The sequence below is a fragment of the Klebsiella sp. GG_Kp173 genome (assembly GCF_040062415.1).
Lineage (GTDB): Bacteria > Pseudomonadota > Gammaproteobacteria > Enterobacterales > Enterobacteriaceae > Klebsiella > Klebsiella quasipneumoniae.
In genome coordinates this window covers 17,272-43,560 of the sequence record NZ_JBEAFZ010000011.1, presented here as the reverse complement: position 1 = coordinate 43,560, position 26,289 = coordinate 17,272, and the positions used below count along the sequence as shown (strand labels likewise).

The 26,289-nt window shown below is 60.5% G+C and carries 24 protein-coding genes; 18 read left to right on the top strand and 6 right to left on the bottom strand.

The window, feature by feature from the left end; all coding sequences use genetic code 11:
- The first annotated feature begins 87 nt into the window (after nt 1–87).
- The 9 genes from hycA (at nt 88) to hycI (ending at nt 7,893) form a co-directional block, all read left to right on the top strand.
- Nucleotides 88–537, top strand: a complete 450-nt coding sequence (gene hycA, locus ABLU50_RS08570; RefSeq protein ID WP_004205645.1) for a formate hydrogenlyase regulator HycA — start codon at nt 88–90, stop codon at nt 535–537.
- 82 nt (nt 538–619) lie between these two features.
- Nucleotides 620–1,228: a 4Fe-4S dicluster domain-containing protein gene (locus ABLU50_RS08565; protein WP_004205646.1), complete on the top strand. Its 609-nt coding sequence runs from the start codon at nt 620–622 to the stop codon at nt 1,226–1,228.
- The gene (gene hycC, locus ABLU50_RS08560; protein ID WP_004205647.1) at nt 1,225–3,051 is read left to right on the top strand and encodes a formate hydrogenlyase subunit 3; all 1,827 of its coding nucleotides are present in this window, start codon (nt 1,225–1,227) and stop codon (nt 3,049–3,051) included. Before ABLU50_RS08565 ends, hycC begins: the two co-directional genes overlap by 4 nt.
- 2 nt (nt 3,052–3,053) lie before the next feature.
- The gene (locus ABLU50_RS08555) at nt 3,054–3,977 is read left to right on the top strand and encodes a respiratory chain complex I subunit 1 family protein (protein WP_004205648.1); all 924 of its coding nucleotides are present in this window, start codon (nt 3,054–3,056) and stop codon (nt 3,975–3,977) included.
- A gap of 17 nt (nt 3,978–3,994) precedes the next feature.
- Nucleotides 3,995–5,704: a formate hydrogenlyase subunit HycE gene (gene hycE / locus ABLU50_RS08550; RefSeq protein ID WP_087832732.1), complete on the top strand. Its 1,710-nt coding sequence runs from the start codon at nt 3,995–3,997 to the stop codon at nt 5,702–5,704.
- A gap of 9 nt (nt 5,705–5,713) precedes the next feature.
- Complete coding sequence (locus ABLU50_RS08545) at nt 5,714–6,256, top strand: formate hydrogenlyase complex iron-sulfur subunit (protein ID WP_004205650.1); 543 nt, start codon at nt 5,714–5,716, stop codon at nt 6,254–6,256.
- Complete coding sequence (locus tag ABLU50_RS08540) at nt 6,256–7,023, top strand: NADH-quinone oxidoreductase subunit B family protein (RefSeq protein ID WP_002914891.1); 768 nt, start codon at nt 6,256–6,258, stop codon at nt 7,021–7,023. The genes ABLU50_RS08545 and ABLU50_RS08540 overlap by 1 nt, the downstream gene beginning before the upstream one ends.
- Complete coding sequence (locus ABLU50_RS08535; protein WP_023290792.1) at nt 7,020–7,430, top strand: formate hydrogenlyase maturation HycH family protein; 411 nt, start codon at nt 7,020–7,022, stop codon at nt 7,428–7,430. Before ABLU50_RS08540 ends, ABLU50_RS08535 begins: the two co-directional genes overlap by 4 nt.
- Nucleotides 7,423–7,893, top strand: a complete 471-nt coding sequence (gene hycI, locus ABLU50_RS08530) for a hydrogenase maturation peptidase HycI (RefSeq protein WP_087832733.1) — start codon at nt 7,423–7,425, stop codon at nt 7,891–7,893. Before ABLU50_RS08535 ends, hycI begins: the two co-directional genes overlap by 8 nt.
- An 11-nt stretch (nt 7,894–7,904) precedes the next feature.
- On the opposite strand, the gene ABLU50_RS08525 is transcribed toward hycI, so the two are convergent.
- The 3 genes from ABLU50_RS08525 to ascF all read right to left on the bottom strand — a co-directional run bounded on the left by ABLU50_RS08525 (nt 7,905) and on the right by ascF (nt 11,273).
- Nucleotides 7,905–8,198, bottom strand: coding sequence for a SymE family type I addiction module toxin (locus tag ABLU50_RS08525; protein ID WP_004205653.1), 294 nt, complete (start codon nt 8,196–8,198; stop codon nt 7,905–7,907).
- Nucleotides 8,199–8,379: 181 nt separating this feature from the next.
- Nucleotides 8,380–9,804, bottom strand: a complete 1,425-nt coding sequence (locus ABLU50_RS08520; RefSeq protein WP_049116029.1) for a 6-phospho-beta-glucosidase — start codon at nt 9,802–9,804, stop codon at nt 8,380–8,382.
- Nucleotides 9,805–9,830: 26 nt separating this feature from the next.
- Nucleotides 9,831–11,273: a PTS cellobiose/arbutin/salicin transporter subunit IIBC gene (ascF, locus tag ABLU50_RS08515; RefSeq protein WP_087832734.1), complete on the bottom strand. Its 1,443-nt coding sequence runs from the start codon at nt 11,271–11,273 to the stop codon at nt 9,831–9,833.
- Between the two features lie 248 nt (nt 11,274–11,521).
- On the opposite strand from ascF, the gene ABLU50_RS08510 reads away from it, so the two are divergent.
- The 7 genes from ABLU50_RS08510 (at nt 11,522) to ABLU50_RS08480 (ending at nt 20,476) form a co-directional block, all read left to right on the top strand.
- Nucleotides 11,522–12,535: a LacI family DNA-binding transcriptional regulator gene (locus tag ABLU50_RS08510; RefSeq protein WP_004205657.1), complete on the top strand. Its 1,014-nt coding sequence runs from the start codon at nt 11,522–11,524 to the stop codon at nt 12,533–12,535.
- 135 nt (nt 12,536–12,670) lie between these two features.
- Entirely contained in the window at nt 12,671–13,198 is a 528-nt protein-coding gene (hydN, locus tag ABLU50_RS08505; RefSeq protein ID WP_004205658.1) for an electron transport protein HydN, read from the top strand.
- A gap of 8 nt (nt 13,199–13,206) precedes the next feature.
- Nucleotides 13,207–15,441: a carbamoyltransferase HypF gene (gene hypF / locus ABLU50_RS08500; RefSeq protein WP_087832735.1), complete on the top strand. Its 2,235-nt coding sequence runs from the start codon at nt 13,207–13,209 to the stop codon at nt 15,439–15,441.
- Nucleotides 15,438–16,451, top strand: a complete 1,014-nt coding sequence (locus ABLU50_RS08495) for a HoxN/HupN/NixA family nickel/cobalt transporter (protein ID WP_087832736.1) — start codon at nt 15,438–15,440, stop codon at nt 16,449–16,451. The genes hypF and ABLU50_RS08495 overlap by 4 nt, the downstream gene beginning before the upstream one ends.
- 318 nt (nt 16,452–16,769) lie before the next feature.
- Nucleotides 16,770–17,825 (top strand): amidohydrolase family protein, encoded by a 1,056-nt coding sequence (locus tag ABLU50_RS08490; RefSeq protein WP_087832737.1) that lies wholly within the window; start codon nt 16,770–16,772, stop codon nt 17,823–17,825.
- Nucleotides 17,815–19,083, top strand: coding sequence for an MFS transporter (locus ABLU50_RS08485; protein ID WP_087832738.1), 1,269 nt, complete (start codon nt 17,815–17,817; stop codon nt 19,081–19,083). The genes ABLU50_RS08490 and ABLU50_RS08485 overlap by 11 nt, the downstream gene beginning before the upstream one ends.
- A gap of 58 nt (nt 19,084–19,141) precedes the next feature.
- Entirely contained in the window at nt 19,142–20,476 is a 1,335-nt protein-coding gene (locus tag ABLU50_RS08480; protein ID WP_060656674.1) for an MFS transporter, read from the top strand.
- 38 nt (nt 20,477–20,514) lie between these two features.
- Here the strand turns inward: ABLU50_RS08480 and ABLU50_RS08475 are convergent, their stop codons facing one another.
- A complete protein-coding gene (locus ABLU50_RS08475) occupies nt 20,515–21,231 on the bottom strand; it encodes an IclR family transcriptional regulator (protein WP_048325482.1) in 717 nt (238 codons plus the stop codon).
- A 165-nt stretch (nt 21,232–21,396) separates the two neighbouring features.
- Between ABLU50_RS08475 and ABLU50_RS08470 the strand changes: the two genes are divergently transcribed.
- Nucleotides 21,397–22,092, top strand: coding sequence for a hypothetical protein (locus ABLU50_RS08470; RefSeq protein ID WP_004205665.1), 696 nt, complete (start codon nt 21,397–21,399; stop codon nt 22,090–22,092).
- Nucleotides 22,089–23,036, top strand: coding sequence for a hydroxyacid dehydrogenase (locus tag ABLU50_RS08465; protein ID WP_004205666.1), 948 nt, complete (start codon nt 22,089–22,091; stop codon nt 23,034–23,036). Before ABLU50_RS08470 ends, ABLU50_RS08465 begins: the two co-directional genes overlap by 4 nt.
- Nucleotides 23,037–23,631: 595 nt before the next feature.
- Here the strand turns inward: ABLU50_RS08465 and norW are convergent.
- The gene (gene norW, locus ABLU50_RS08460) at nt 23,632–24,765 is read right to left on the bottom strand and encodes an NADH:flavorubredoxin reductase NorW (RefSeq protein ID WP_323083815.1); all 1,134 of its coding nucleotides are present in this window, start codon (nt 24,763–24,765) and stop codon (nt 23,632–23,634) included.
- Nucleotides 24,762–26,210 carry an anaerobic nitric oxide reductase flavorubredoxin gene (gene norV / locus ABLU50_RS08455; RefSeq protein ID WP_087832740.1) on the bottom strand — a complete coding sequence of 483 codons (1,449 nt, stop codon included), beginning with the start codon at nt 26,208–26,210 and terminating at the stop codon, nt 24,762–24,764. Before norV ends, norW begins: the two co-directional genes overlap by 4 nt.
- Between the last annotated feature and the right edge of the window lie 79 nt (nt 26,211–26,289).

Genomic DNA, 26,289 nt, shown 5'->3' with positions numbered 1-26,289 from the left:
AAATATAAAAACATAATTAAATCAAATAAATAAAATGTGGCACGGAAAATGCTTAAACGGTGCATCTCATGCTACGGAGAAACCGATATGACTATTTGGGAAATAAGTGAAAAGGCGGATTACATCGCCGACCGTCACCGGCAGCAGCAGGAGCAGTGGCATATCTACTGTAACTCGCTGGTTCAGGGGATCACCCTGTCGAAAGCCCGCCTGCATCACGCGATGAGCTGCGCGCCGGACAAAGAGCTGTGCTTCGTGCTGTTCGGCCATTTTCAGGTGTTCGTCGCCCTGGCGGAAGGCTTCAACAGCCACACCATCGAATACTACGTCGAAAACAAAGGCGGCGGTGATAAGTATCTGATTGCTCAGGCCACGCTCGCCGCGGATGGCACGGTGGACGGGCGGATCAGCAACCGCTCCCGCGATCAGGTGCTGGAGCACTATCTGGCGATTATCGCCACCGTCTATGACCGTCTGTACGACGCCATGGAGCAAGACCAACCGGTGGACTTAAGCCATCTGGCCCTGACCCACTGATCGCAAGGTGTCGACATGTGTCGAAAATGACACCTGCGCAACCTGATTTCGTCAAAAGTGACTTTCACCCGAGGATGACCCGGTGAACCGTTTTGTAATTGCTGACTCCACTGTCTGTATCGGCTGCCGCACCTGCGAAGCCGCCTGCTCTGAAACGCATCGCCAGCATGGCCTGCAGGCGATGCCGCGGCTGCAGGTGATGCGTAATGAAAAAGAATCGGCACCGCAGATGTGCCACCACTGCGAAGACGCCCCCTGCGCCGCTGTCTGTCCGGTTAACGCCATCCAGCGCGTCGATGGCGCTGTCCAGCTCAACGAGAGCCTGTGCGTAAGCTGCAAACTGTGCGGCATCGCCTGCCCGTTTGGCGCGATCGAATTTTCCGGCAGCCGTCCGCTGGATATTCCGGCCAATGCCAATACCCGACTGGCGCCCCCCGCGCCGCCGGCGCCGGCCCGCGTCAGCTCGCTGCTCGACTGGGTGCCTGGGGTGCGCGCCATTGCCGTGAAATGCGACCTCTGCCACTTCGATGACCAGGGTCCGGCCTGCGTGCGGACCTGTCCGACCAAAGCGCTGATGCTGGTGGATAGCCGTGATATCGCCCTGGCCAGCAAGCGTAAACGCCAGCTGACCTTTAATACCGACCTTGGCGACTTGTCGCTGTTCCAGGCGCAACAGGGGGAGAGGGAATGAGTGTAATTGGATTAGTCAATCAGGCGGTGACATGGTACGCCGCCAGCGCCGTGCTGGCCTTTGTGTTTGCCATGCGTAAACCGCTCAGCGGCGCCATTGCCGGGATCGGCGGCGCGGTGGCCAGCGCCATGCTGGTGGTTGCCGGCGGCGCCGCGCTGTTGATGCCGGATCGGATCCACGGCGGCATGCTGCAGTTTCTCCATCTGACGATGCGGGTGGGCGGCGTGAACGCCCTGTGGCTGCTGGCCATTGGCCTGTCGGCGCTGCCGGTGTCGCTGTTTAACATTAGCTGGCATCGCCACCCGCAGGTGAAGGCCAACGGCCTGCTGGTCAACCTGCTGCTGGCCGCCGCCACCTGTGCGGTGGTGGTGACCAATATCGGCTCGCTGGTGGTGATGGCGGAGATCATGGCGCTCTGCGCGGCGTTTCTCACCGGCTGCGCCGCCTCCGGCAAGCTGTGGTTTGCCCTGGGTCGTCTCGGCACGTTGCTGATGGCCTGGACCTGCTGGCTGGTGTGGTCGACCTACGGCACCCTCGAGCTGGCGCAGATCAATCTTCAGGCGGTGGATATGATGCAGAGCCCACTGCTGTGGCTGCCGGGGCTGGCGGGGTTCGCCCTGCTGGCGGGGGCTATCCCGCTGCACGGCTGGGCGCCGCAGGCGCACGCCGGGGCCAGCGCGCCGGCCGCCGCGCTGTTTTCCACTGTGGTCATGAAGGTCGGTCTGTACGGCATGTTAACCGTTTCGCTGGCCGGCGGCGTGCCGCCGCTGTGGTGGGGCGTGATGCTGCTGGTGCTGGGGATGATCACCGCCTTTATCGGCGGGCTGTATGCGTTGATGGAACATAACATTCAGCGCCTGCTGGCCTATCACACCCTGGAGAACATCGGCATTATCCTGCTGGGGCTGGGCGCCTTCGTCACCGGCGTGGCCACCCGCAACAGCACGCTGATGGTGCTGGGTTTCATCGGTGGCATGTATCACCTGATTAACCACAGCCTGTTCAAAACTACGCTGTTCCTCGGCGCCGGGGCGGTGTGGTTCCGCACCGGCCATCGCGATATCGAGAAGCTGGGCGGCATCGGAAAAAAAATGCCGCTGATCTCCCTCGCCATGCTGGTGGGGCTGATGGCGATGGCGGCCCTGCCACCGCTGAACGGCTTCGCCGGCGAGTGGGTTATCTACCAGTCCTTCTTCAAAATGAGCACCAGCGACCTGTTTATTGGCCGTCTGCTGGGGCCGCTGCTGGCGGTCGGTCTGGCGATCACCGGCGCGCTGGCGGTGATGTGTATGGCCAAAGTCTATGGCGTCACCTTCCTCGGCGCGCCGCGGAGCAAAGAAGCGGAAAACGCCACCTGCGCCCCCTGGCTGATGACCCTGAGCGTGGTCATGGCGGCGGTCTTCTGCCTCGTTGGCGGCATTGCCGCGCCGTGGCTGCTGCCGCTGGTGAGCGGTGCCTTCCCGCTGCAGGCCCAGGTGTCGAGCGTGGTGTCGCAGCCGATGATCGCGCTGCTGCTTATAGCCTGCCCGCTGCTGCCGTTCTTGTTGATGATCTTCTTTAAAGGCGATCGCCTGGCGGCGCGCTCGCGCGGCGCGGCCTGGGTCTGCGGCTACGATCACGAACAGTCGATGGTGGTCACTGCCCACGGTTTCGCCATGCCGGTGAAAGAGGCCTTTGCGCCGCTGCTGAAGCTGCGTCACTGGCTGAATCCGGTGCGTCTGGTGCCGGGCTGGCAATCGGCCTCGGCGCCGGCGCTGCTGCGCGGAATGGCGCTGGTTGAGCTGGCGGTGCTGGTGGTGATTGTCATTTCGCGAGGAGCCTGAGAATGAGTTTGTTAATTGCATTGCTACAGGCGCTGGCGCTGTTTGCCGTCGCGCCGCTGTTATCCGGGATCGTTCGCGTCGCCCGCGCGCGGCTGCATAACCGCCGCGGTCCGGGCGTGCTGCAGGAGTATCGGGATATCCTGAAACTGCTGGGCCGCCAGAGCGTCGGTCCCGACGCCTCGGGCTGGGTGTTCCGCCTGACGCCGTACGTCATGGTGGGCGTGATGCTGACCATCGCCACCGCCTTGCCGGTGGTGACGGTGGACTCTCCGCTGCCGGTGCTTGGGGATCTCATCACCCTGATCTACCTGTTCGCCATCGCCCGTTTCTTCTTCGCGATTTCCGGTCTGGACACCGGCAGCCCATTTACCGCGCTGGGCAGCAGCCGCGAAGCGATGCTCGGCGTGCTGGTGGAGCCGATCCTGCTGCTGGGCCTGTGGGTCGCCGCGCAGGTCGCCGGCTCGACGCACATCAGCACCATTACCGATACCCTTTATCACTGGCCGGCAGCGCGCAGCATTCCCTTGATTCTGGCGCTGTGCGCCTGCGCCTTCGCCACCTTTATCGAGATGGGCAAACTGCCGTTCGATCTGGCGGAAGCGGAGCAGGAGCTGCAGGAGGGGCCGCTTTCCGAGTACAGCGGTAGCGGCTTTGGCATCCTGAAGTGGGGCATCAGCCTCAAACAGCTGGTGGTGCTGCAGATGTTTGTCGGGGTCTTTTTCCCGTGGGGCCAGATGACCAGCTTCAGCGTCGGCGGCCTGCTGCTGGCGCTGGTGGTGGCCGTCGTCAAGCTGGTGGTGGGCGTGCTGATCATCGCGCTGTTCGAGAACAGCATGGCGCGTCTGCGTTTTTGTGCCACCTCCCGCGTCACCTGGGCCGGGTTTGGTTTTGCCTTTTTAGCCTTCGTCTCCTTGCTGGTGGCGTGATTTAAGAGAGTTTGAGCATGTCTGAAGAAAAAATCGGTCAACACTATCTTGCGGCGCTGCACCAGGCCTTTCCGGGCGTGGTGCTGGACGAAGCCTGGCAGACCAAAGACCAGTTAACCATCACCGTGAAGGTCAATTACCTGCCGGAAGTGGTGGAGTTTCTCTACTACCAGCAGGGCGGCTGGCTGTCGGTGCTGTTCGGCAACGATGAACGTAAGCTGAACGGCCACTACGCGGTCTATTACGTACTGTCGATGGAGCAGGGCACCAAATGCTGGATCACCGTGCGCGTGGAAGTGGACGCCAACAAACCGGAATACCCGTCGGTGACGCCGCGCGTGCCGGCGGCGGTGTGGGGCGAGCGCGAAGTGCGCGACATGTACGGCCTGGTGCCGGTTGGCCTGCCGGACGAACGCCGGCTGGTGCTGCCGGACGACTGGCCGGACGAACTCTATCCGCTGCGTAAAGACAGCATGGACTACCGCCAGCGTCCGGCGCCGACCACCGACGCCGAAACCTACGAGTTCATCAACGAGCTCGGCAGCAAGAAAAACAACGTGGTGCCGATCGGCCCGCTGCACGTCACTTCCGATGAGCCCGGCCATTTCCGCCTGTTCGTTGACGGTGAGAACATTATCGATGCCGATTACCGTCTGTTCTATGTCCACCGCGGCATGGAGAAACTGGCGGAAACCCGCATGGGTTATAACGAAGTGACTTTCCTGTCTGACCGCGTGTGCGGCATCTGCGGCTTCGCCCACAGTACCGCTTATACCACCTCGGTGGAGAACGCGATGGGCATCGTGGTGCCGGAGCGGGCGCAGATGATCCGCGCCATTCTGCTGGAGGTGGAACGCCTGCATTCGCACCTCCTGAACCTTGGTCTGGCCTGCCACTTCACCGGCTTCGACTCCGGCTTTATGCAGTTCTTCCGCGTGCGCGAAACCTCGATGAAGATGGCGGAGATCCTCACCGGCGCGCGTAAAACCTACGGTCTGAACCTGATCGGCGGGATCCGCCGCGACCTGCTGAAAGAGGACATGATCCAGACCCGTCAGCTGGCGCAGCAGATGCGTCGCGATGTGCAGGAGCTGGTGGATATGCTGCTCAGCACCCCGAACATGGAGCAGCGCACCGTCGGCATTGGCCGGCTGGACCCGGAAATCGCCCGCGACTTCAGTAACGTTGGCCCGATGGTGCGCGCCAGCGGCCACGCCCGCGATACCCGCGCCGACCATCCGTTCGTCGGTTACGGCCTGCTGCCGATGGAGGTTCACAGCGAGCAGGGCTGCGACGTGATATCCCGCCTCAAGGTGCGGATCAACGAGGTTTATACCGCGCTGAACATGATTGATTACGGTCTCGATAACCTGCCCGGCGGTCCGCTGATGGTGGAAGGGTTCACCTATATCCCGCACCGCTTCGCGCTGGGCTTCTCCGAGGCGCCGCGCGGCGACGATATCCACTGGAGCATGACCGGCGACAACCAAAAACTGTACCGCTGGCGCTGCCGGGCGGCGACCTACGCCAACTGGCCGACCCTGCGCTACATGCTGCGCGGCAACACCGTTTCCGATGCGCCGCTGATCATCGGCAGCCTCGACCCGTGCTACTCCTGTACCGACCGCATGACCGTGGTCGATGTACGCAAGAAGAAGAGCAAAGTGGTGCCGTACAAAGAGCTGGAGCGCTATAGCATCGAGCGTAAAGACTCGCCGCTGAAATAAGGAATCGCCATGTTTACCTTTATTAAAAAAGTCATTAAGACCGGCACCGCGACGCACGCCTACCCGCTGGAGCCGATGCCGGTAGATAAAAACTTCCGCGGCAAGCCGGAGCATAACCCGCAGCAGTGTATCGGCTGCGCGGCCTGCGTGAATGCCTGCCCATCGAACGCCCTGACGGTCGAGACCGATCTGGCCACTAACCAGCTGGCGTGGCAGTTCAACCTCGGGCGCTGCATCTTCTGCGGCCGCTGCGAAGAGGTCTGTCCGACGGCGGCGATTAAGCTGTCGCCGGAGTATGAGCTGGCGGTGTGGAAGAAAGAGGATTTCCTTCAGCAGTCGCGCTTCGCTATCTGCCACTGCCGGGAGTGCCAGCGGCCGTTCGCGGTGCAGAAGGAGATCGACTACGCCATCGCGCTGCTCAAGCATAACGGCGATACCCGCGCCGAGCTGCACCGCGAAAGCTTCGAAACCTGCCCGGAATGCAAGCGCCAGAAATGTCTGGTGCCGTCCGATCGTATTGAACTGACCCGCCACATAAGGGAGGCCAGCTGATGAGCACTTTACTTGGCCCGCGCGATGAAAACGGCATTCCGGTGCCGATGACGGTGGATGAATCCATCGCCAGCATGAAGGCCTCGCTGCTGAAGAAAATCAAACGTTCCGCCTACGTTTATCGCGTCGACTGCGGCGGCTGTAACGGCTGCGAAATCGAAATCTTCGCCACCCTTTCGCCGCTGTTCGACGCTGAACGCTTCGGGATTAAGGTTGTGCCTTCGCCGCGCCATGCCGATATCCTGCTGTTTACCGGGGCGGTGACCCGCGCGATGCGCTCCCCGGCGCTGCGAGCCTGGCAGTCGGCGCCGGATCCGAAGATCTGTATCTCCTACGGCGCCTGCGGCAACAGCGGCGGCATCTTTCACGACCTGTACTGCGTCTGGGGCGGTACCGATAAAATCGTACCGGTCGATGTCTATATTCCGGGCTGCCCGCCGACGCCCGCCGCCACCCTGTACGGCTTCGCCATGGCCCTCGGCCTGCTGGAGCAGAAAATTCACGCCCGCCTGCCGGGCGAGCTTGACGAACAGCCGACCGAGCTGCTGCACGCCGATATGGTGCAACCCCTGCGGGTGCGCATCGACCGCGAAGCGCGGCGTCTGGCGGGCTATCGCTATGGCCGGCAGATTGCCGACGACTATATGCGTCTGCTCGGCCAGGGCGACAGCCAGGTGCTGCGCTGGCTGGAGGCGGAAAAAGATCCGCGTCTGACCGAGATCGTCACCCATCTCAACCAGGTGGTTGAGGGGGCGCGTATCCGATGAGCGAGACGGTGGTGTTCAGTCAGCTGAGCCGTAAATTTATTGATGAGAACGACGCCACGCCGGATCAGGCGCAGCAGGTGGTCTATTACAGCCTGGCGATTGGCCACCACCTCGGCGTCATCGACTGTCTTGAGGCGGCGCTGAGCTGCCCGTGGGACGCGTATCTGGCATGGATCGCCACCCTTGAGGCCGGGAGCGTCGCGCGGCGCAAAATGGAGGGCGTGCCGAAGTATGGCGAAATCGTCATCGACAGCAGCCATGTGGCGATGCTGGCCAACGCCTTTGATAAAGCGCAGTCCGCGCAGACCCCGCAGCAGCAGGCGTGGAGTAAAACGATGCTCAGCATGCTGCATGATATTCACCAGGAGAGCGCCATCTATCTGATGGTGAGGAGATTACGTGACTGACGTTTTACTCTGTGTTGGCAACAGTATGATGGGCGACGACGGCGCCGGACCGTTGCTGGCGGAGATGTGCGCGGCGAACCCGGCCGGCCAGTGGGTGGTCATCGACGGCGGCAGCGCGCCGGAAAACGACATCGTGGCGATCCGTGAATTACGCCCCGAACGCCTGCTGATTGTTGATGCCACCGACATGGGCCTTAACCCCGGCGACATTCGCGTCATCGACCCCGACGACATCGCCGAGATGTTTATGATGACCACCCATAACATGCCGCTCAACTATCTGGTCGATCAGCTGAAAGAGGACGTCGGCGAAGCGATCTTCCTCGGCATTCAGCCAGATATCGTCGGTTTTTATTATCCGATGACCCAGCCGGTGAAAGAGGCCGTAGTCCGGGTGTACCAGCAGCTGGCAGGCTGGCAGGGCCACGGTGGCTTTGCCCGGCTGGAGGCCGCAGACGATTAACCCTGCGGCGATCAGGGCTCCCCGACGGCGCGCGACTGGCCTGCCGGGAGCCCCGTTACCGGCGGCGCCAGCTCAAGATTCTCTATCACTAATTTACCGGGCGACACCGAGACTCTGACCTGCGTGCCGACCGGAAATCCCGCCTGCTCCAGCCAGTCGCCGTTCAGGCTCAGGGCCGCGTGGCGGGTGTAGCGCCGCGTCTCCCGCGTTTTGCGGTTCTCATGGCGTTTTCTGACATAACCCACGGTTAACTGGCGAATGGCCCTGACGATCCCTCTGGCTGCGGGGGGCTGCTGTGCGTTCATGATCTGCTCCTTGCTGAAGATACCCCTGAAAATATACTGGATAAAATACCAGTTGTTGTGAACGGGAGGCAAACCAGAAACTGGAATCAGGCTCGAGAAAAAAACATGTAATGGATGCAACAGAAAGCAGACGCCCGTCCCCCGGTCAGCGCAGGGGGACGGGCGAGCGCCGGAGACGCGCTTAGTCGAGGTCGGCGCCGTTGCTGGCTATTACCTTCTGGTACCAGAAGAACGACTTTTTACGCTTGCGCGCCAGCGTGCCGTTGCCGGCGTCGTCGCGATCGACATAGACAAAGCCGTAGCGTTTGCTCATCTCGCCGGTTGACGCCGAGACCAGATCGATACAGCCCCAGCTGGTGTAACCCAGCACCGGAATACCGTCGCCGATGGCGTCGCGCATCGCCTTGATGTGCTCGCGCAGGTAGCTGATACGATAATCGTCATTGATCTCGCCCCTGGCGTCGATCTCGTCCCGGGCGCCGAGCCCGTTTTCCACCAGGAACAGCGGCTTCTGATAGCGGTCGTACATCATGTTCATGGTGATGCGCAGACCCAGCGGGTCGATGCCCCAGCCCCATTCGCTGGCCGGAATGTGCGGATTCTTCAGCGACTTGACGATATTGGCGGCATTGGTGTTGCTGGCGTTCATCTCCGCCGAGGCGCAGCGTGAGGCGTAGTAGCTAAAGGAGACGAAATCGACGGTGTTTTTGAGGATCTCGTCATCGCCCGGCTGCTTCGCAATGGTGACCCCCTTTTCCCGGAACACCCGCGCGGCCCACACCGGGTAGGCGCCGCGCGCCTGGACGTCAATAAAGAACAGGTTTTCGCGGTCCTTCTCCAGCGCCATCCAGACATCTTCCGGCTTGCAGGAGTAAGGGTAGAAATTACCGCCCGCCAGCATGCAGCCGATCTGATTTTGCGGGTTTATCTCGTGGGCGATTTTTGTCGCCAGCGCGCTGGCCACCAGCTCGTGATGCGCGGCCTGGTACTTCACCTGCTCCTGGTTTTCTCCCTCTTCAAACACCAGACCGGCGCCGGAGTAGGGGCTGTGCAGCATGATGTTGATTTCATTGAAGGTGAGCCAGTATTTCACCAGACCGTCAAAAGCTTCAAAGCAGGTGCGGGCGTAGTGGCTAAAGAAATCCACCATTTTGCGGTTGCGCCAGGAGCCGTACTCCATCACCAGGTGCATCGGCACGTCAAAATGGCACAGCGTGACCAGCGGCTCGATACCGTGCTTTTTGCACTCTTCGAACAGCGAGCGATAGAAGGCGATGCCCTGCGGATTCGGCTGCTGCTCGTCGCCGCGCGGGAACAGGCGGCTCCAGGCGATGGAGGTGCGAAAGACGCTGAACCCCATCTCCGCCATCAGGGCGATATCTTCCTTGTAGCGGTGGTAGAAATCGATCGCCTCGTGGCTGGGGTAGAATTCGTCTTCGCGAAGCGTGAAGCGCTTCTCCAGGCCTAATTTTACCGGCAGACGGTGGGCGCCGTGGGGGAGGGTATCCACGGTGGCCATCCCTTTCCCCCCTTCGCGCCATGCGCCTTCAGACTGGTTGGCGGCCAGTGCGCCGCCCCATAAAAATCCCTGTGGGAAACTCGCCATGCGTTACCTCGTTATCAATGATGTGTTCAGGCGTGGGTTGCCTGGGCCTGGGCCTGGCGCGCTCGGGCGTCGGCGGCGGCCTGTTCAACGGGAATATCTTCAAAGCCGAGGATCAGCGTCAGGGCAAACGACAGCACTACCGACAGCGCCATCACGCCAAACACCCAGACGATGGTCATTGGATTGGCTGGATCGAAAAACTGCACGCTGGTGAACAGCCCCGGCGCCGCCATCGAGTGGCTGGCCAGTCCGGCGATACCCGCCACCGCGCCGCAGATAAAGCCGCTGATCAAGCTGGCGATCAGCGGGCGTTTCAGGCGCACCGCCACGCCGTACAGCGCCGGTTCGGAAATCCCGGCCAGAATCGCCGATGCCGCGGCGGCCAGCGCCGTCTGGCGCAGTTCCGGGTTTTTGGTTTTCCACGCCACCGCCAGCGAAGAGCCGCCGAGCGACAGGTTGGCGCCGATCTCCGACGGCATTACCATGCCCTCTTTGCCGGTTTCGGCGATGGTCTGAATGATGGTCGGCGTAAAGACCCGGTGCATGCCGGTCATCACCAGCAGCGGCCACAGCCCGCCCATGATCGCCACCGACAGCCAGCCGAGATAGCTGTGGATCGTATAGACCAGCGCGGAAATGGCGCTGCCGATCCAGATGCCGAGCGGGCCAATCAGCAGGATCGCCAGCGGGGCGGCGATCAGCACGATCAGCATCGGCTTAAGGAAGTTTTTCGTCACCGCCGGGGTAATGCGATCCACCCAGCGTTCGATATACGACAGGCACCAGGTCATCACCAGCGCCGGGATCACCGTGTAGGTGTATTTCACCGCGGTCACCGGGATAAAGGCAAATTCAACGTGTTCGCCCTGAGCGGCTTTGGCCATTAATTCGATAAACCCGGGATGCACCAGCACCCCGGCGATAGCGATGGCCAGCGACATATTGGTTTTGAATTTCACCGCCGCGGAGGCGGCCACCATCAGCGGCAGGAAGAAAAATGCGCCGTCGCCGATAAGCGTCAGGAGGGTCAGCGTCGGCGAGCCTTTCGGCAACGCGCCGCTCATCTCAAGGATCATCGACAGCAGCTTGACCATCGATCCGCCGATAATCGCCGGGATCAGCGGCGACATGGAGCCGATCAGTGCGTCAAGGATCCCGGCGCCGATGCGTTTCAGGGTGACCGGCGCTTTGCCCTGCGGCTCGACCGGGCGCAGGTCGCCGGGCAGCAGATTCAGCACCTCGCGATAGGCCTGTGAGACCGTGTTGCCGATGATCACCTGGCACTGGTTATCGCTGCGCACGACGCCGAGCACCCCGGTCAGGCCTTTCAGTGTAGGGCTATCGACCTGTTCGTTGTCTTTGACCACGAAGCGCAGACGAGTCATGCAGTTGGTCACGGCGACGACGTTATCGACTCCGCCTAATGCCGCGACTATCTGTTGCGCCAGGGCTGCATAATTTTTCGACATCGGATTTTATCCTGTTTATCAATAGGGTACTGATCTGTTACCGCGCCGTATCGCCGGGCGATACCATGTTTTATAGGAAACCGGTTCCACAAAATCATGGTGAGTTTCATTTAATTGCACAAGAAATAAAAAAATAGGATCTCAGTTTTGTGATTTTGATCGCTAATCGTCGCGGTGAGCAGGGGAGTGCTGTAAAAGCGGGAAACGTGCAGTACACTGCCTGCAACTTTTGCAACAGGAAGAATCACATGGCAACGATGCTGGAGGTCGCTAAGCGCGCGGGGGTATCGAAGGCGACCGTGTCGCGGGTGCTGTCGGGCAACGGCTATGTCAGCCAGGAGACCAAAGACCGGGTGTTTAAGGCGGTGGCGGAGAGCGGCTACCGACCGAATCTGCTGGCGCGCAACCTGGCGACCAAAACCACGCAAACCCTCGGCCTGGTGGTGACCAATACCCTGTACCACGGCGTCTATTTCAGCGAGCTGCTGTATCAGGTGGCGCGGATGACCGAGGACCAGGGGCGGCAGCTGATCCTCGCGGATGGCAAGCACAGCGCGCAAGAGGAGCGGGAGGCGATCCAGTACCTGCTGGATCTGCGCTGCGATGCGATCATCATCTACCCGCGTTTTCTCACTGTCGACGAGATGGATGAGATCGTTGAGAACCACTCGCAGCCGATCATGGTGCTTAATCGCCGCCTGCGCCGCCACGCCAGCCACTGCGTCTGGTCCGATCAAAAAGCGTCGGCGATGCGGGTGGTGGAGCGGCTGATTGCCCTGGGCCACCGCGATATCGCTTTTATTACCGGCTCCCTTGACTCGCCCACCGGCGTTGAGCGTCTTGCCGGCTACAAAGACGCGCTGGCTGGCCACGGCATTACCCTGAACGAGGCGCTTATCGCCGAAGGGCGCTGGACGCCGGAAACCGGCGCGGCGGCAGTGGAGAGCCTGCGTCAGCGCGGGGTGACCTACAGCGCGCTGGTGGCAAGCAATGACGATATGGCCATCGGGGCGATGAAGCAGCTTCACCAGCTGGGCATTAAGGTGCCGGAGCAGGTCTCGGTGGTGGGGTTTGACGATATTGTGCTGGCGCCGTACATGGTGCCGTCGCTCGCCAGCGTCCGGGTGCCGGTGACGGAGATGATTAAAGAGAGCATTAATCGCCTGATATTTATGCTCGATGGCGGGGAATTCAATGTTCAGCAGAGCTTCCCAGGGGCGCTGATCGAGCGTGAGTCGCTGGTGGCGGGTCCCTGCGCCTGACGTCGTCAGCTGTCATCGTCACTACTGACGATGACAGCGCATTACCGATTAAAATCTATTTATTATCAATAACATAAAAATTGGAACGTATTATGCATACTCCGGCGCCTAACCCTCTTACTGCTGGAGAAATGGATGAACCGTTTCATTATCGCCGATGCGAGCAAATGCATCGGCTGTCGCACTTGCGAAGTGGCCTGCGTGGTGTCCCATCAGGAACATCAGGACTGCGCCTCCCTGACGCCGCACACCTTTCAGCCGCGTATTCATGTGATAAAAGGGGTCAATGTCTCCACGGCCACCGCCTGCCGTCAGTGTGAGGACGCCCCCTGCGCCAACGTCTGCCCGAACGGCGCTATCAGTCGCGATAAAGGCTTTGTTCACGTGATGCAGGAGCGCTGCATCGGCTGCAAAACCTGCGTCGTCGCCTGCCCGTACGGGGCGATGGAGGTAGTGGTGCGGCCGGTGATCCGCCATAGCGGCGCCGGACTGAACGTCGTGGCGGAAAAAGCCGAAGCCAACAAGTGCGATCTCTGCTTCCACCGCGACAGCGGCCCGGCCTGCATGGAGGTCTGCCCGACGCACGCCCTGGTCTGCGTAGACCGCAACAAGCTGGAGCAGATGAACCAAGAGAAACGTCGCCGCACGGCGCTGGCCTGGTAACCTCTGGCATGAACGGGGTGCAAATCCGCATTCGCGGTAAGGTGCAGGGGGTGGGGTTCCGCCCCTTTGTCTGGCAGCTGGCTCAGAGGCAGGCTCGCTGCGGCGATGTCTGTAACGACGGCGAGGGCGTTCTGGTGCGGCTGGCCGGAGGCGATGACGGTTTTACTGCCGCCCTCGCTGCCCACTGCCCGCCGCTGGCGCGAGTCGACAGCGCCGACTGCGCCCCTTATTGCTGGGCGACTCCGCCGCAGGGCTTCACCATCCGTGAGAGCGGGGCGGGACGGATGCGCACCCAGATCGTGCCCGATGCCGCGACCTGCCCGGCGTGCCTCGCGGAGATGAATGATCCCCGGGCGCGCCGCTATCGCTACCCCTTTATCAACTGCACCCACTGCGGGCCGCGGTTGACCATCATTCGTGCCATGCCTTACGACCGGCCTTTTACCGCGATGGCGCCGTTTCCGCTCTGTCCGCCCTGCGAGGCGGAATACCGCGATCCCGCCGATCGCCGCTTTCACGCCCAGCCGGTGGCCTGCCCCGACTGCGGGCCGCGGCTGGAGTGGCGGGCCCAGGGTGAAGTGCGGCGCGGCGAGGCGGCGCTGCAGGCGGCTATCGCCCGGCTGGCGGCGGGCGACATCGTGGCGATAAAAGGCGTCGGCGGCTTTCATCTGGCCTGCGACGCCGGCAACCCCGCTGCTGTTGCCACGCTGCGGGCGAGGAAACACCGTCCGGCGAAACCGCTGGCGGTGATGCTGCCCTCTGCGGCGGGGTTACCTGCCGACGCCGTGGCGCTGATGGACTCCCCGGCGGCGCCCATCGTACTGATTAGCAAAGCGCAGGTCTCCGGCCTGTGCGACGAGATTGCGCCAGGGCTTGCGGAAGTTGGGGTGATGCTGCCGTCTAATCCGCTGCAGCATTTGCTTCTGCAGGCGCTGGCGCGCCCTATCGTGATGACCTCCGGCAACCTTAGCGGCCGCCCGCCGGCGTTAAGTAATACTGAAGCACTCAACGACTTAGCCGACATCGCCGACGGCTTTTTGCTCCATAACCGCGACATCGTGCAGCGGCTGGATGATTCTCTGGTGCGCTCGAGCGGAGAAATGCTGCGCCGCGCCCGGGGCTATGTCCCGGATGCGCTGCCGCTGCCGCCGGGTCTGGACAAGGTGCCGCCGCTGCTGGCGCTGGGCGCGGACATGAAAAACACCTTCTGCCTGGCGCGCGGGGGCGAAGCGGTTCTCAGCCAGCACTTCGGCGATCTTGGCGAGGAGGGCGTCGAGCAGCAGTGGCGCAGCGCGCTGCAGCTGATGCAGAACATCTTCGCCTTTGCGCCGCAGCGGGTGGTGGTTGACGCCCATCCTGGCTATCGATCGACGCAGTGGGGAGCGGCTCTGCCGCTGCCGGTGGAGACCGTGCTGCATCACCATGCTCACGCCGCGGCGTGCCTGGCAGAGCACCGCTGGCCGCTCGACGGCGGAGACGTTATCGCCCTGATCCTCGACGGAATCGGCATGGGGGAGAACGGCGCGCTATGGGGAGGGGAGTGCCTGCGGGTTAACTATCGCCAGTGCGAACATCTCGGCGGGCTGCCGGCCGTCGCCCTGCCGGGCGGCGACCTGGCGGCGCGTCAGCCGTGGCGTAATCTGCTGGCTCAGTGCCTGGCCTTTGTCCCTGACTGGCAGGATTACCCGCAGACCGGTACGCTGCGCCAGCGCAACTGGCCGCTGCTGGCGCAGGCCATCGACCGCGGTATTAACGCGCCGCGCGCCTCGTCCTGTGGACGGCTGTTTGATGCCGTCGCCTGCGCGCTGGACTGCGCCCCGGAGAGCCTGAGCTATGAGGGGGAGGCGGCCTGTCGGCTGGAGGCGCTGGCCGCCAGCTGCCCCGGCGTCAGCCATCCGGTCACGCTGCCGTGGCGCGGCAATGCGCTGGACCTGGCCACCTTCTGGCGACAGTGGCTGCGCTGGCAGGCGAGCCCGGCGCAAAAAGCCTGGGCATTTCATGACGCCCTGGCCAGCGGACTGGCGGCGATGGCCCGCGACTGTGCGACTACCCGCGGCATCGACACGATTGTCTGCAGCGGTGGGGTGCTGCATAACCGTCTGCTGGCGGCGCGATTGACCTTTTATCTGGCGGATTTTACTCTGCTGTTTGCGCAGCAGTTGCCGGCCGGCGACGGCGCAATCGCCTATGGTCAGGCGGTGATCGCCGCCGCTCGCGTTCAGGCTCAAGGAACACAACAATGATAATGACAGTTTTACGCCAGCAGCCGCGTGCCGCGGGCCTGGTGTTGGGGTTGATCGCGGCGAACTTACTGGCCTGGTGCTGGGCGCTGCAGGCCTTTGGCGACAGCGGCGCGCTAATGGCCGCCAGCCTGCTGGCCTGGGGCTACGGCCTGCGCCACGCGGTGGATGCCGATCATATCGCGGCGATTGATAACGTCACCCGCAAGATGATGCAGCAGGGGCGGCGGCCCTTCGCCGTCGGGGCCTGGTTCTCGCTGGGCCACTCGTCGATTGTGGTGCTGGCCTCGGCAGCGATTGCCGCGACCGCCACGGCCTTCAGCGCGCAGATGAACTGGCTGCACGACACCGGTAGCATCATCGGCACCGCTGTGTCGGCGCTGTTTCTGCTGGCGATGGCCTTTATCAACCTGGTGATATTGCGCAGCGTCTGGCGTAGCTTTCGGGCGTGGAAGCGGGGTGAGCCGGTGAGTGAGCAGATCGTCAGCGGCGGCGGGGTGATGAGCTGGCTGTTTGGCAAAACCTTTCGTCTGGTCAGCCGTAGCTGGCAGATGTACCTGGTCGGTTTCCTGTTCGGCCTCGGGTTTGATACCGCCACCGAAATCGGCGTGCTGGGCATCTCCGCCGCCGGGGCGTCGAGCGGGATTTCCGTCTGGTCGATTATGGTCTTCCCGGCGCTGTTCGCCAGCGGCATGGCGCTGGTGGACACCCTCGACAACGTGCTGATGGTCGGCGCCTACGGCTGGGCGTTCAGCAAGCCGCAGCGCAAGCTTTACTACAACATGACCATCACCGGCACTTCGGTGGTGGTGGCGCTGTTTATCGGCGGCCTGGAAGCGCTGGGTCTGCTGATGGATAAGTTTGCGCTCAGCGGCGGAATATGGCGCTGGGTAGGGGCGTTAAACGACAACCTCGGCGACGCCGGGTTTGTGGTGGTCGGGCTGTTTGTCGCCTGTTGGGCGCTGTCGGTGCTCAATTATCGCTGGCGCGGCTACGATAATCTGGCGCGTTAGGTTCAGCATTTTCCCGGCTTGCGCTGCGCTAAGCCGGGCGATCATCACTCTCTGGCGGCGCTTCTCTGCGCAGGTTCCCACCGGTCGTCACGAACCATCGCTCTACGTTAATCAGCTCACTTATTTAACTCATTGAAAAATTATTATTTTTATCAAATCTTCATTTCTCTTCGTTTTAACGACCCGCAGCATCTGTGATTCACCTCTTATTTACATCATTTAAACCATTCGTTAACTGGATAAAAACGCGGCAGCCTCGTTATAGTAGTTTTGTAAAATAAAACACTATTGTACAGGGTAAAACAAAACGAGGTATTCATGGAGATCGTTACCGCGCCGCACCTTGCGGTCAGAAACGAGTGGCTTGCGTTACATCGTGAAGCGCCATTACAACCCGAGCTGCCCATCATTGATGCGCATCATCATCTTTGGGATCGGCAAACCGGCCGCTATCTCACCCATGAGTTCAGCGACGATATCCAGACCTCAGGGCATCGCGTTGTCTCATCGGTCTATGTGCAATGCCGCTCCATGTTGCGTCGCGACGGGCCGGAGACGCTTAAACCGCTTGGTGAAATCGAGTTTGCCAGCGGTATCGCCGCGATGTTCGCCAGCGGGCATTATGCAAACGCGCTCGGATGCGAAGCCGTCATCGGCGGCCTTAGCTTGCTGGCGGGCGATGCGATGCAGCCTGCCATCGAGAGCGCGATAGCGTTATCCGGCGGGCGGCTGCGTGGGATGCGTAATCCATTGGCCTGGCATCCCGATCCGCGGGTCACGTCCAGCCCGGTTACGCCACCGCCAGGACTGGCGCTGAGCGATCCGTTCCATCGGGGCGCTCTCTGCCTTGCGAAAAATGGATTGTCGCTTGATGTGTGGGTTTACCACACGCAACTGGATGAAATTGCCGAGCTGGCGCGGTACATACCAACGCTTCAGATTGTGCTCGATCACTGTGGCGGGCCAGTCGGCGTTGGACCCTATTCAGAACGGGATCCAGAGATGTTTCAGCAGTGGCGAAACAGTATGCGACATCTGGCGGAACTGCCGAACGTATGCGTAAAAATTAGCGGATTTGGTATGACGGTCAGGGGATTTCCCTTCGCAGCGGCAGAAACACCGCCGGATTCGCAAATGCTGGCACAGGCCTGGCAACCGTGGTTTGAGACCATCGTTTCGCTTTTCGGTGCGGAACGCTGCATGTTCGCCAGCAACTTTCCGGTCGATAAAGGCATGTTCAGCTACGGCGTTTTCTGGAACGCCTGCAAACGCCTGGCGCAACAGATGTCCCCTGGCGAACAGGCGCAGTTGTTCTGGCGCACTGCCGCAACCTGTTATCGGTTAACCTCTGTGGAGAAGATCAATGACCAGTAAAAGCGAGCTGAATCAATTTACTGCGACTAAAGCGACGCCTGACACATTGCCACAGCGCGTTGCTGAGAGGCGGACGCTGGCGCTGGGCGGCCTTGGCTGGACATTTGAAAGCTATGACTCCTTTCTGCTTTCATTGCTGTTGCCAGTACTGGGCGTGGTGTTCGGTATTAATAAAACCGAGCTTGGGCTGTTTATCAGCGTCACGGCCGGGGGGCAGATTATTGGCGGGATCCTGTTTGGTTTTATCGCCGACAAAATTGGCCGTGTAAAAACGGCGCTGACCTGTATCGCCATCTATTCACTCTTTTCCGGCCTGTTAGCCTTTACGCACGATCAACAACATTTCGCGCTGTTACGTTTTTGCGGCGCGCTGGGTATGGGCGGAATGTGGACATCGGGCGCGGCGCTGATTGCGGAAACCTGGCGGCCAGAGCGGCGCGCGCGCGGCGGCGCGCTGATGCAAATGGGGTTGCCCGTTGGCGCGATTCTGGCCATCAGCCTGACGGCAATCGTCAGCTCGGTTAATGGCGGCCTGGAGCAGGGGGCATGGCGCTATCTGTTTATGATCGGCGCGCTGCCGGTGTTCATTATGAGCGTGGTGGCCTGGTTCACACCGGAATCGCAGGTTTGGCTTGCTCGTCAACAGGCGAAGGCGACGAGTAGTCAACCTGCCGCGAAGCTGGGGAAACACAATCTGCGAGGTCTGCTGCTGGCCTTTGTCTTTATCTTTTTTATTCAGTATCTGTTCTGGGGCGTATTTACCTGGACACCCACCTATCTGCGAGAAGTCAAACACCTGGATTTTCTGCACAGTCTGAAATTTGTACTTGCGCTGCAGGCTGGGGCCATCGCGGGGTTTCTGGTGTTTTCGGTGCTGGCGGATAAGTGGGGACGCCGTCCATTGTTCCTGATTTATCTGTTAACGGGCGCCATTGCCGTCGCGCTTTACCTTGTGACCACTCAACCCATCATTCTGATGGTGGCGATTTTCATGGCCGGTTTCGGGGTTAACGGTATTTTTGCGGGCTCCGGACCCTTCCTGGCGGAAATCATCGGGGACACCTCTTCCCGGGGCTTCCTGATGGGGCTCGCCTATAACGGAGGCCGTCTGGGCGGATTTATTGCGCCGCTACTGATTGGCGCTGTCGCCAATGCCGGCGGTTTCACCGCGGGACTGGCGACGACCGTGGTTGCTTTCCTTGCGGCGATGCTGGTGGTGTGGCGAGCGCCGGAAACCAGAGGCATCAAGCTGAAGTAACTTATTTCATCTCTACATCGTTTTCCTGATAAACATAATGAAACCCTGCGAGGAAACCATGACCGATCAATTACCGAACCGCGCGAACGATAACGACGCGCTGGAAAAAGAAACCATGCGACGGGTTATCTGGCGCATCCTGCCTTTCCTGGTGGTGAGCTACCTGGTGTCGATTATTGACCGGGGCAATATAGGCATGGCGGCGCTGCAGATGAATGAGGATCTGGGGCTAAGTAAGGCGGCTTTTGGCTTCGCGAGCAGTTTGTATTTTGTCGCCTATTTTATTTTTGAGGTACCCAGCAACCTGGCGATGCAGAAAGTGGGGGCACGCTTGTGGCTGCCGCGCATTATGATCAGCTGGGGAGTGGTATCGATGTGTATGGCGCTGGTGCAAAATACGACCTCACTGTATATCGTCCGTTTTTTGCTGGGCGCCGCCGAAGCGGGCTTCTTTCCGGGCGTGGTGCTTTATCTTACGTGGTGGATCCCGTCGCGCTACCGTGCGCGCATCATAGCCTCTTTTATGGTGGCCATTCCGCTGGCTAACTTTATCGGTTCACCGCTTTCAGGGTTGATCCTGACCCTGGATGGCTGGTTAGGGCTGCGTGGCTGGCATCTGTTATTCATTATTGAAGGGCTGCCGGCGGTACTGCTGGGAATAGCCGCGTTTTTTATTCTGCGCGACCGCCCTCACCAGGCTGGCTGGTTAACCGAGCGGCAAAAAACGTGGCTGGAAAACACCCTTCAGGCGGAGCGGCAACAGCAGACACAGATCGGCCACACCACGACATGGCAACTGTTGAAGCATCGCCAGATCTGGCTTATGGCGCTGATTTACGCCGGCGCTTCTTCTGCCGGCACCACGCTAAGCGTCTGGTCTCCACAGCTGCTGAAGTCGTTCCATCTTGATAACCTGACCACCGGGCTGCTGAATGCCATCCCCTATGGCCTGGCCTCGGTGCTGATGATTGTATGGGGACGCAGTTCGGACCGGAATAATGAACGCCGCTGGCACACGGCCCTTGCCCTCTTTATGATTGCGGCTGGCGTGTTCGCGGCATTTATCAATCTATCGCTGCCGGCCACCATTATGATCCTCAGTACCATACTGATTGGCGCATATGCGGCGAAGGGCCCCTTCTGGGCGCTGGCATCGGGCTGGATGAGCAGCACGTCAGCTGCCGCCGGGCTGGCGGCCATCGGCGCGATCGCCAACCTGATTGGCGGCGCGGTGATGGTGAATGCCTATGGCATTATTAGCGAACGGACAGGAAGCTATACGCTGGCGATGCTGCCGCTGGCCGCCTTGTGTCTGGCAGGCGGCATTGCGGTGCTGGCGATGGGGCGCCGTTACTCGCAGTCTGCCAGGCAGGAAAAACAGGTGACCCATTAATAAGCAAAGGCGGGATTTTTCCCGCCTTCTCAGCAAAGCTACTCTTTCACACCGTAAAACGTTTCGCAGAAAGGCTTGCTGGCCCCTAGCTTGAGCGACAGGCGGTTGGCCGTCTCCTGCATGAGCTGGCTGATGCCGCTCGTTTTACGATCTTCCGTCAGACGCGATGCCGGCCCGGTCAGGGCCAGCGCCGCGATCAGTTTATCGTGGACGCCAAAAACAGGCATTGCGAAGGCCGCAGTGTGCGGGTCGCGCGCGCCGGAGGTATAGAACGGCAGCGTCGACTCGTCTTCCGGCAACGATTCACCCAATCCCCAGTGGCGTAAAACCTTGCTGATAGCGGAACCATCCAGCGGGAACTGGCTGCCGGGCAGGTTGCTGTGGCGTAATCCCTGGGAGGCTTCGGCGCGGAACAGGCACAGGCGTTGCCCACCTTCAATCACATACCAGCTCGCGCTTTCGCTGGAGGCCTGCGACAGCGCCTGCAATTCCGGCTGTACGACTCTGGCAAGTTCAAATGATTGCTCATAGAGCTTGCCGAGATAGAGCAAACGGTGGCCGAGCGTATAGGTGCCATCGTCGTGCCGGATGATGTAGTTCATTCGCTCAAGCGAATTCATCAGGCGATAAACGGTTGTTTTGTGATATCCCGAAAGCTGGGCCAGCTCGGTTAACGTCAGACTGTCATTACCGGGACGGAAGCAGTCAAGTAAAGCCAGCGCCTTTTCAACGGCAATTACGCCTTCATTCCCCATCATGTTCTCCTTTTTGCCGACCAAAATTGTACCTGAATTTTGTGAGTAACTTCGTGTTTACATCACAAACAACTTCGCAACACTGGCGAAAAGCGACGCAATGCTCGTATAGTGTTTTATATAGTACACATTAGTTGTATCTAGTAAAACAAATGGAGAGTCACCATGCCTGCTTCACAACAGAAACTCATCAATCTTGATATTGCGCGTGTTGACGCGGAAGAGGTCCGTCAGGCTGCCGAATTTCAGGCTGCCATCCTGGCTGACGTAGCCGGACGCCGTGGCACATTACATGGCCGCATCAAGCCGCTGGCGCCGCATATGACGGTTGCCGGGCCGGCGATTACCGTAGAGGTACGCCCAGGGGATAATCTGGCTATTCACGCCGCAATGGCCGTCGCCAAACCTGGCGACGTGCTGGTCATCGACGGGAAGGGCGATCTCTCCTGCGCGCTGCTGGGAGAGATCATGGCAACGCAGGCGCAGGCCAGCGGTATCGCCGGGATCGTCATCGATGGCGCTGTTCGTGATGCGGAAACCTTAAGTAAACAACGCTTTCCGGTTTTCGCAGCCGGCCTGAATCCGTGCGGCCCCACCAAGTTCATTCCTGGCCGGGTCAATCATGCCATTTCGGTCGGTGGCGCCGCGGTGCAGGCAGGTGACTTAGTGGTAGGGGATATTGACGGCGTGGTTGTTATCCCGCGCGATGAAGTCCGCACTATCATCGAGCTGGCGAAAGGTAAACTGGAAATGGAATCAAAACGTCTGGTTGCTATCCGCGACGGCGACCTTCGTCCGCACTGGCTGGAGAGCGCTCTGCGTCAGGCGGGGATGCTGAGCGAAGGGGAGACACTGCCATGAGCGCTAAAAATGTCATACTGATTACCGGCAGCGATTTGGCTGACGCGGCGCTGGGGATGCTGGAAGATTACGAACTTGTCTTTGCCGGCCGCCAGCCTACAGAGGCCCAGCTGATCGCGCTGTGCCAGCAGCACAATCCCGTCGCCATCCTGGTGCGCTATGGCCACATCACTGCCGCCGTTATGGATGCCGCCCCGGCATTGAAGGTGATTGCCAAACATGGCAGCGGCATCGATGTCATTGACGTTGAGGCGGCTGCCGCGCGCGGCATTCTGGTTCGCGCGGCGACCGGGGCGAATGCCGCCGCGGTTTCCGAACACACCTGGGCGTTAATTCTGGCCTGTGCTAAGTCGGTCATTCCGCTTGATCGCCGCCTGCGCGAAGGGCACTGGGATAAATCAACGCATAAATCGCTTGAGCTTGAGGGCAGAACGCTGGGACTCATCGGCCTCGGCGCCATTGGCAGCCGGGTGGCGAAGATTGCCTGTGCCTTTGGCATGAAGGTTCTGGCTTACGATCCCTATGCGAAAGCGGTTCCGCCGGAATGTGAACGTGTTGCTGAACTTAGCGAGCTGCTCATGCAGGCCGATGTGCTGTCGCTTCATTGCCCTTTGACGCAACAAAACAGGGGAATGATCAATGCCGCCACGCTGGCGCAGTGTAAGCCGGGCGCCATCCTGGTGAATACCGCGCGCGGCGGGTTGATTGACGATGCGGCGCTGGCCGCGGCATTAAAAGCGGGGACCTTGCGCTGGGCGGCGCTTGACAGTTTTAATAGTGAACCATTAACCACGCCGCATATCTGGCAGGCGATCGATAATGTCATTCTCTCTCCGCATGTGGGCGGCGTTAGCGATGCCTCTTACGTGAAAATGGGGACCGCCGCCGCGGCCAACATTCTGCAGGTGCTGCAGGAGTTGGCTCAGACAGAAACAACGTATTAAGTGTTAACCGAACCTGCGCTCCCGGTTAATTATTCTGCCCTTATGCACTTACGGGCGGCGTCCGCAGGCCGGGTAAGCGTAGCGCCAGCCGGCGAAATTACCGCGCAACAGGCTGCGTGGGAGGTAATCAATGCTTGCCCGGCGGCGCTGCGTGTATTGCAGATACGGTTATCGGAATGCCACTTTGTCACTCCGGCAACAGCGTCTGTCGCCTGTAACTTCAGCGTACATTGCGCTCCCGGTTAATCTTCTGCGTTATGTCTTTCATGGCGCAGGGAGCGCACAGGGGGCGGCCAGTCGCCGTCGCCCCCTGTACCCCCGGGCTCCGGCCAGCAAAATCGCCGCTGCGCGGTCCCTTCGACTTATCCCTGCAGGCTTCGGGTCGGGCCGAGGCAGCGTCCGTGCAAAACACGGCCCTCAGCCCGCATCCATGCGGGCTGCCCCGGCCTTCCGGGAACGTCTCAGCGATTTTGAGGCCGTCAGCACCGGCAGTTTCAGCGACCCCAGCGCCAGCGGTGATTTGGGGCTGTAGGCCGGGTAAGGTGCAGCTGCCACCCGGCAAACTAATGGCGCAACAGGGCTGCCTGGAAGGTCATCAACTCACCAGCTGTTTGAGCAGGGCAAAGGCGTCTTTCATCTTGTCTTCGCTGACCACAAAGGCGCGCAGCTGCTTCTCACCATCCAGCCCTTTCGCCGCCAGCCCCTCTTTGGCGGCCACGATGTTCCACGTCAGATCCTCGCGACGGGTATCGCCGGCCAGATGCAGCGGCAGATCCGGGGTCTTCACCTTCACCAGCATCGGCGGCAGTTTCAGTTCTCCCGTCTGCGCCAGCAGGTTTTTACTCAGGCACATGGCGCTGAGTAAAATCGGCTGCAGGAACGGCAGTACCCTGCCATTGATTTCCGCACAGTCGCCGAGGGCGTAAATCGCCGGGTCGCTGGTTTGCAGCTGGCTATTGACCACCACGCCGCGGTTAATCTGCAATCCGGCGTGGCGCGCCAGCGAGGTTTCCGGGCGCAGGCCGGCGGCGGCCACCACTGCATCGACGGTTATCACGCGCTGGCGATCGAGGCTAACGCGGATGCCGTCGGCGGTATGCTCAAGCCCTTCCAGCTGCGTTTTTAACATCAGATGGACGCCCATCCCGGTGAGGCGATGCTGCAGACGGCTGCTGACCTCCGGCGGCATCAGCGCCGCCAGTACGCTGGCGGCGTTATCAACCACCGTTACCGCTTTACCGGCGCGACAGAAATCCATTGCCAGCTCGCAGCCAATCAGGCCGCCGCCGACGATCAGCACCCGCCTGGCGTCGCGGAGCTGGCTCTGCGCGGCGCCATATTCGCGCTGGCTGTTCAGCGTCAGCATCAGCTCGCGGCCCGGCACCGGGGGGATAAACGGCGTGGCGCCGGTGGCCAGCACCAGTTTGTCGTAGCGCCACTGCTTATCCAGGCTTTTCACCCGATGGTTTTCAGCGTCGACATCGTTCACCCAGGTATGGGGAAACAGGCGCAGATTGTACTGCTCGGCGAACTCGCAGGCGCTTTGCAGGGTGAGATCGTCGGCGTGCTGTCCGCGGCTGATGACGTGGCTGAGATCGGGCTTGTTGTACTCATCCATGCTATCTGCGGCGATGAGGGTCAGCGGGATTTCGGCATCCTGCTTACGAATATTTTTCACCAGCTGGCGGGCCGCGAAGCCCGAGCCGATGATGACGATACCATCACTCATTTTGCCTCCATCGCCAGGACGTCAAAGACATCTTTGCCAAGAGAACACTCAGGACAAAGGAAATTGTCCGGCACTTCACTCCAGGGCGTACCCGGCTGGACATCCTGGTTAGGTTCGCCTTTCGCCGGGTCATACACCCACTGGCAGACGCTGCACTGCATCATGGGACCGAGATCGGCGGCCGTGGCGGCGGCACAGGCGCAGTCCTGTTGTTCCGGCGTGACTGACGCTTCAGCGACCGGCAGCGGGGAGAGGGCCCACTGGCGGGCGATGTCGCGACCGTGTTGGCGGCACAGTTCGAGCGCGTCGATATCCGGGCGCCATTTGGCTTTCAGGCTCAGGGACATCTCAAAGCCGGCATCCTGCAGGCGGGTGGACAGGCGGTCTACCGCGCCGCCGCTCCAGCCGTGGGAGCCAAAGGCGCTGGCGCGTTTGTTGCGAAAACGCAGTCCGGTCATCTCTTCCACCAGCCCGGCGATTTTCGGCATCATCACGTTGTTCATGGTGGAGGTGCCCACCAGCACGCCCTTCGAGCGGAAAACATTGGTGAGGATATCGTTTTTGTCGCTGCGGGCGACGTTAAAGATTTTCACCGCCACCCGTGGGTCGACCTCAGTGATCCCCTGGGCAATGGCGTCCGCCATCATGCGGGTGTTGTTGGACATGGTGTCGTAGAAAATCGTGATGCGATCTTCCTGATAATCCGCCGCCCATTCGAGGTATTTCTCGACGATTTGCGTCGGGTTATCGCGCCAGACCACGCCGTGGGAGGTGGCAATCATCGCTACCGGCAGATTGAAGCCGAGGATTTCGTTAATTTTCGGCGTCACCAGGCGGCTGAAGGGCATCAGGATGTTGGCGTAGTAGCGCTGGCACTGTTCGTACAGTTCACTCTGGTCCACTTCATCGTTGAACAGATGTTCGTCGCAGTAGTGCTGCCCGAAGGCGTCATTGCTGAACAGCACCGCGTCGCCGGTCAGGTAGGTCATCATGCTGTCCGGCCAGTGCAGCATTGGCGTTTCGACGAAGATCAGCTGCTTACCGTTGCCGATATCGAGAGTGTCGCCCGTTTTCACCACGTGGAAGTTCCACTCCGGATGGTGGTGATGACCGTTGATGGAGTCGATGGCGTTGGCGGTGCAGTAGATCGGCGTATCCGGGATCTGCATCATCAGCTCAGTCAACGCGCCGGCGTGGTCCTCTTCGGCGTGGTTAATAACGATGTAGTCGAGGTCGGCGAGGTCGATTTCGCGGCGCAGGTTCTGCACGAACTCGCGGCTGAATTTGTGATCGACGGTATCGATCAGCACGTTTTTCTCTTCGCGGATGAGATAGCTGTTATAGCTGCTGCCGCGCAGCGTTTTATATTCGGTGCCGTGGAAATCACGCACTTCCCAGTCACGTTGGCCAACCCAAAGAATGTTATTTTTCACCACAATAGACATAGCAACCTCAATCAATACAGTGTGTTTAAACTCAGTTGCCTGGTGTATTACAAGTTGCGTGCCAGTTTTTTAATTAATT

Bases quoted from the DNA above. Each gene is read 5' to 3' on its own strand.
- hydN (WP_004205658.1), top strand. From the start codon at position 12,671: ATGAACCGTTTCATTATCGCCGATGCGAGCAAATGCATCGGCTGTCGC.
- ABLU50_RS08485 (WP_087832738.1), top strand. From the start codon at position 17,815: ATGACCAGTAAAAGCGAGCTGAATCAATTTACTGCGACTAAAGCGACG.
- ABLU50_RS08475 (WP_048325482.1), bottom strand. From the start codon at position 21,231: ATGGGGAATGAAGGCGTAATTGCCGTTGAAAAGGCGCTGGCTTTACTT.
- ABLU50_RS08555 (WP_004205648.1), top strand. From the start codon at position 3,054: ATGAGTTTGTTAATTGCATTGCTACAGGCGCTGGCGCTGTTTGCCGTC.
- ABLU50_RS08470 (WP_004205665.1), top strand. From the start codon at position 21,397: ATGCCTGCTTCACAACAGAAACTCATCAATCTTGATATTGCGCGTGTT.
- norW (WP_323083815.1), bottom strand. From the start codon at position 24,765: ATGAGTGATGGTATCGTCATCATCGGCTCGGGCTTCGCGGCCCGCCAG.
- hycE (WP_087832732.1), top strand. From the start codon at position 3,995: ATGTCTGAAGAAAAAATCGGTCAACACTATCTTGCGGCGCTGCACCAG.
- ascF (WP_087832734.1), bottom strand. From the start codon at position 11,273: ATGTCGAAAAATTATGCAGCCCTGGCGCAACAGATAGTCGCGGCATTA.
- hycC (WP_004205647.1), top strand. From the start codon at position 1,225: ATGAGTGTAATTGGATTAGTCAATCAGGCGGTGACATGGTACGCCGCC.
- hycA (WP_004205645.1), top strand. From the start codon at position 88: ATGACTATTTGGGAAATAAGTGAAAAGGCGGATTACATCGCCGACCGT.
- ABLU50_RS08490 (WP_087832737.1), top strand. From the start codon at position 16,770: ATGGAGATCGTTACCGCGCCGCACCTTGCGGTCAGAAACGAGTGGCTT.
- ABLU50_RS08465 (WP_004205666.1), top strand. From the start codon at position 22,089: ATGAGCGCTAAAAATGTCATACTGATTACCGGCAGCGATTTGGCTGAC.
- ABLU50_RS08545 (WP_004205650.1), top strand. From the start codon at position 5,714: ATGTTTACCTTTATTAAAAAAGTCATTAAGACCGGCACCGCGACGCAC.
- ABLU50_RS08510 (WP_004205657.1), top strand. From the start codon at position 11,522: ATGGCAACGATGCTGGAGGTCGCTAAGCGCGCGGGGGTATCGAAGGCG.
- hypF (WP_087832735.1), top strand. From the start codon at position 13,207: ATGAACGGGGTGCAAATCCGCATTCGCGGTAAGGTGCAGGGGGTGGGG.
- ABLU50_RS08495 (WP_087832736.1), top strand. From the start codon at position 15,438: ATGATAATGACAGTTTTACGCCAGCAGCCGCGTGCCGCGGGCCTGGTG.
- ABLU50_RS08535 (WP_023290792.1), top strand. From the start codon at position 7,020: ATGAGCGAGACGGTGGTGTTCAGTCAGCTGAGCCGTAAATTTATTGAT.
- ABLU50_RS08525 (WP_004205653.1), bottom strand. From the start codon at position 8,198: ATGAACGCACAGCAGCCCCCCGCAGCCAGAGGGATCGTCAGGGCCATT.
- ABLU50_RS08540 (WP_002914891.1), top strand. From the start codon at position 6,256: ATGAGCACTTTACTTGGCCCGCGCGATGAAAACGGCATTCCGGTGCCG.
- ABLU50_RS08520 (WP_049116029.1), bottom strand. From the start codon at position 9,804: ATGGCGAGTTTCCCACAGGGATTTTTATGGGGCGGCGCACTGGCCGCC.
- ABLU50_RS08480 (WP_060656674.1), top strand. From the start codon at position 19,142: ATGACCGATCAATTACCGAACCGCGCGAACGATAACGACGCGCTGGAA.
- norV (WP_087832740.1), bottom strand. From the start codon at position 26,210: ATGTCTATTGTGGTGAAAAATAACATTCTTTGGGTTGGCCAACGTGAC.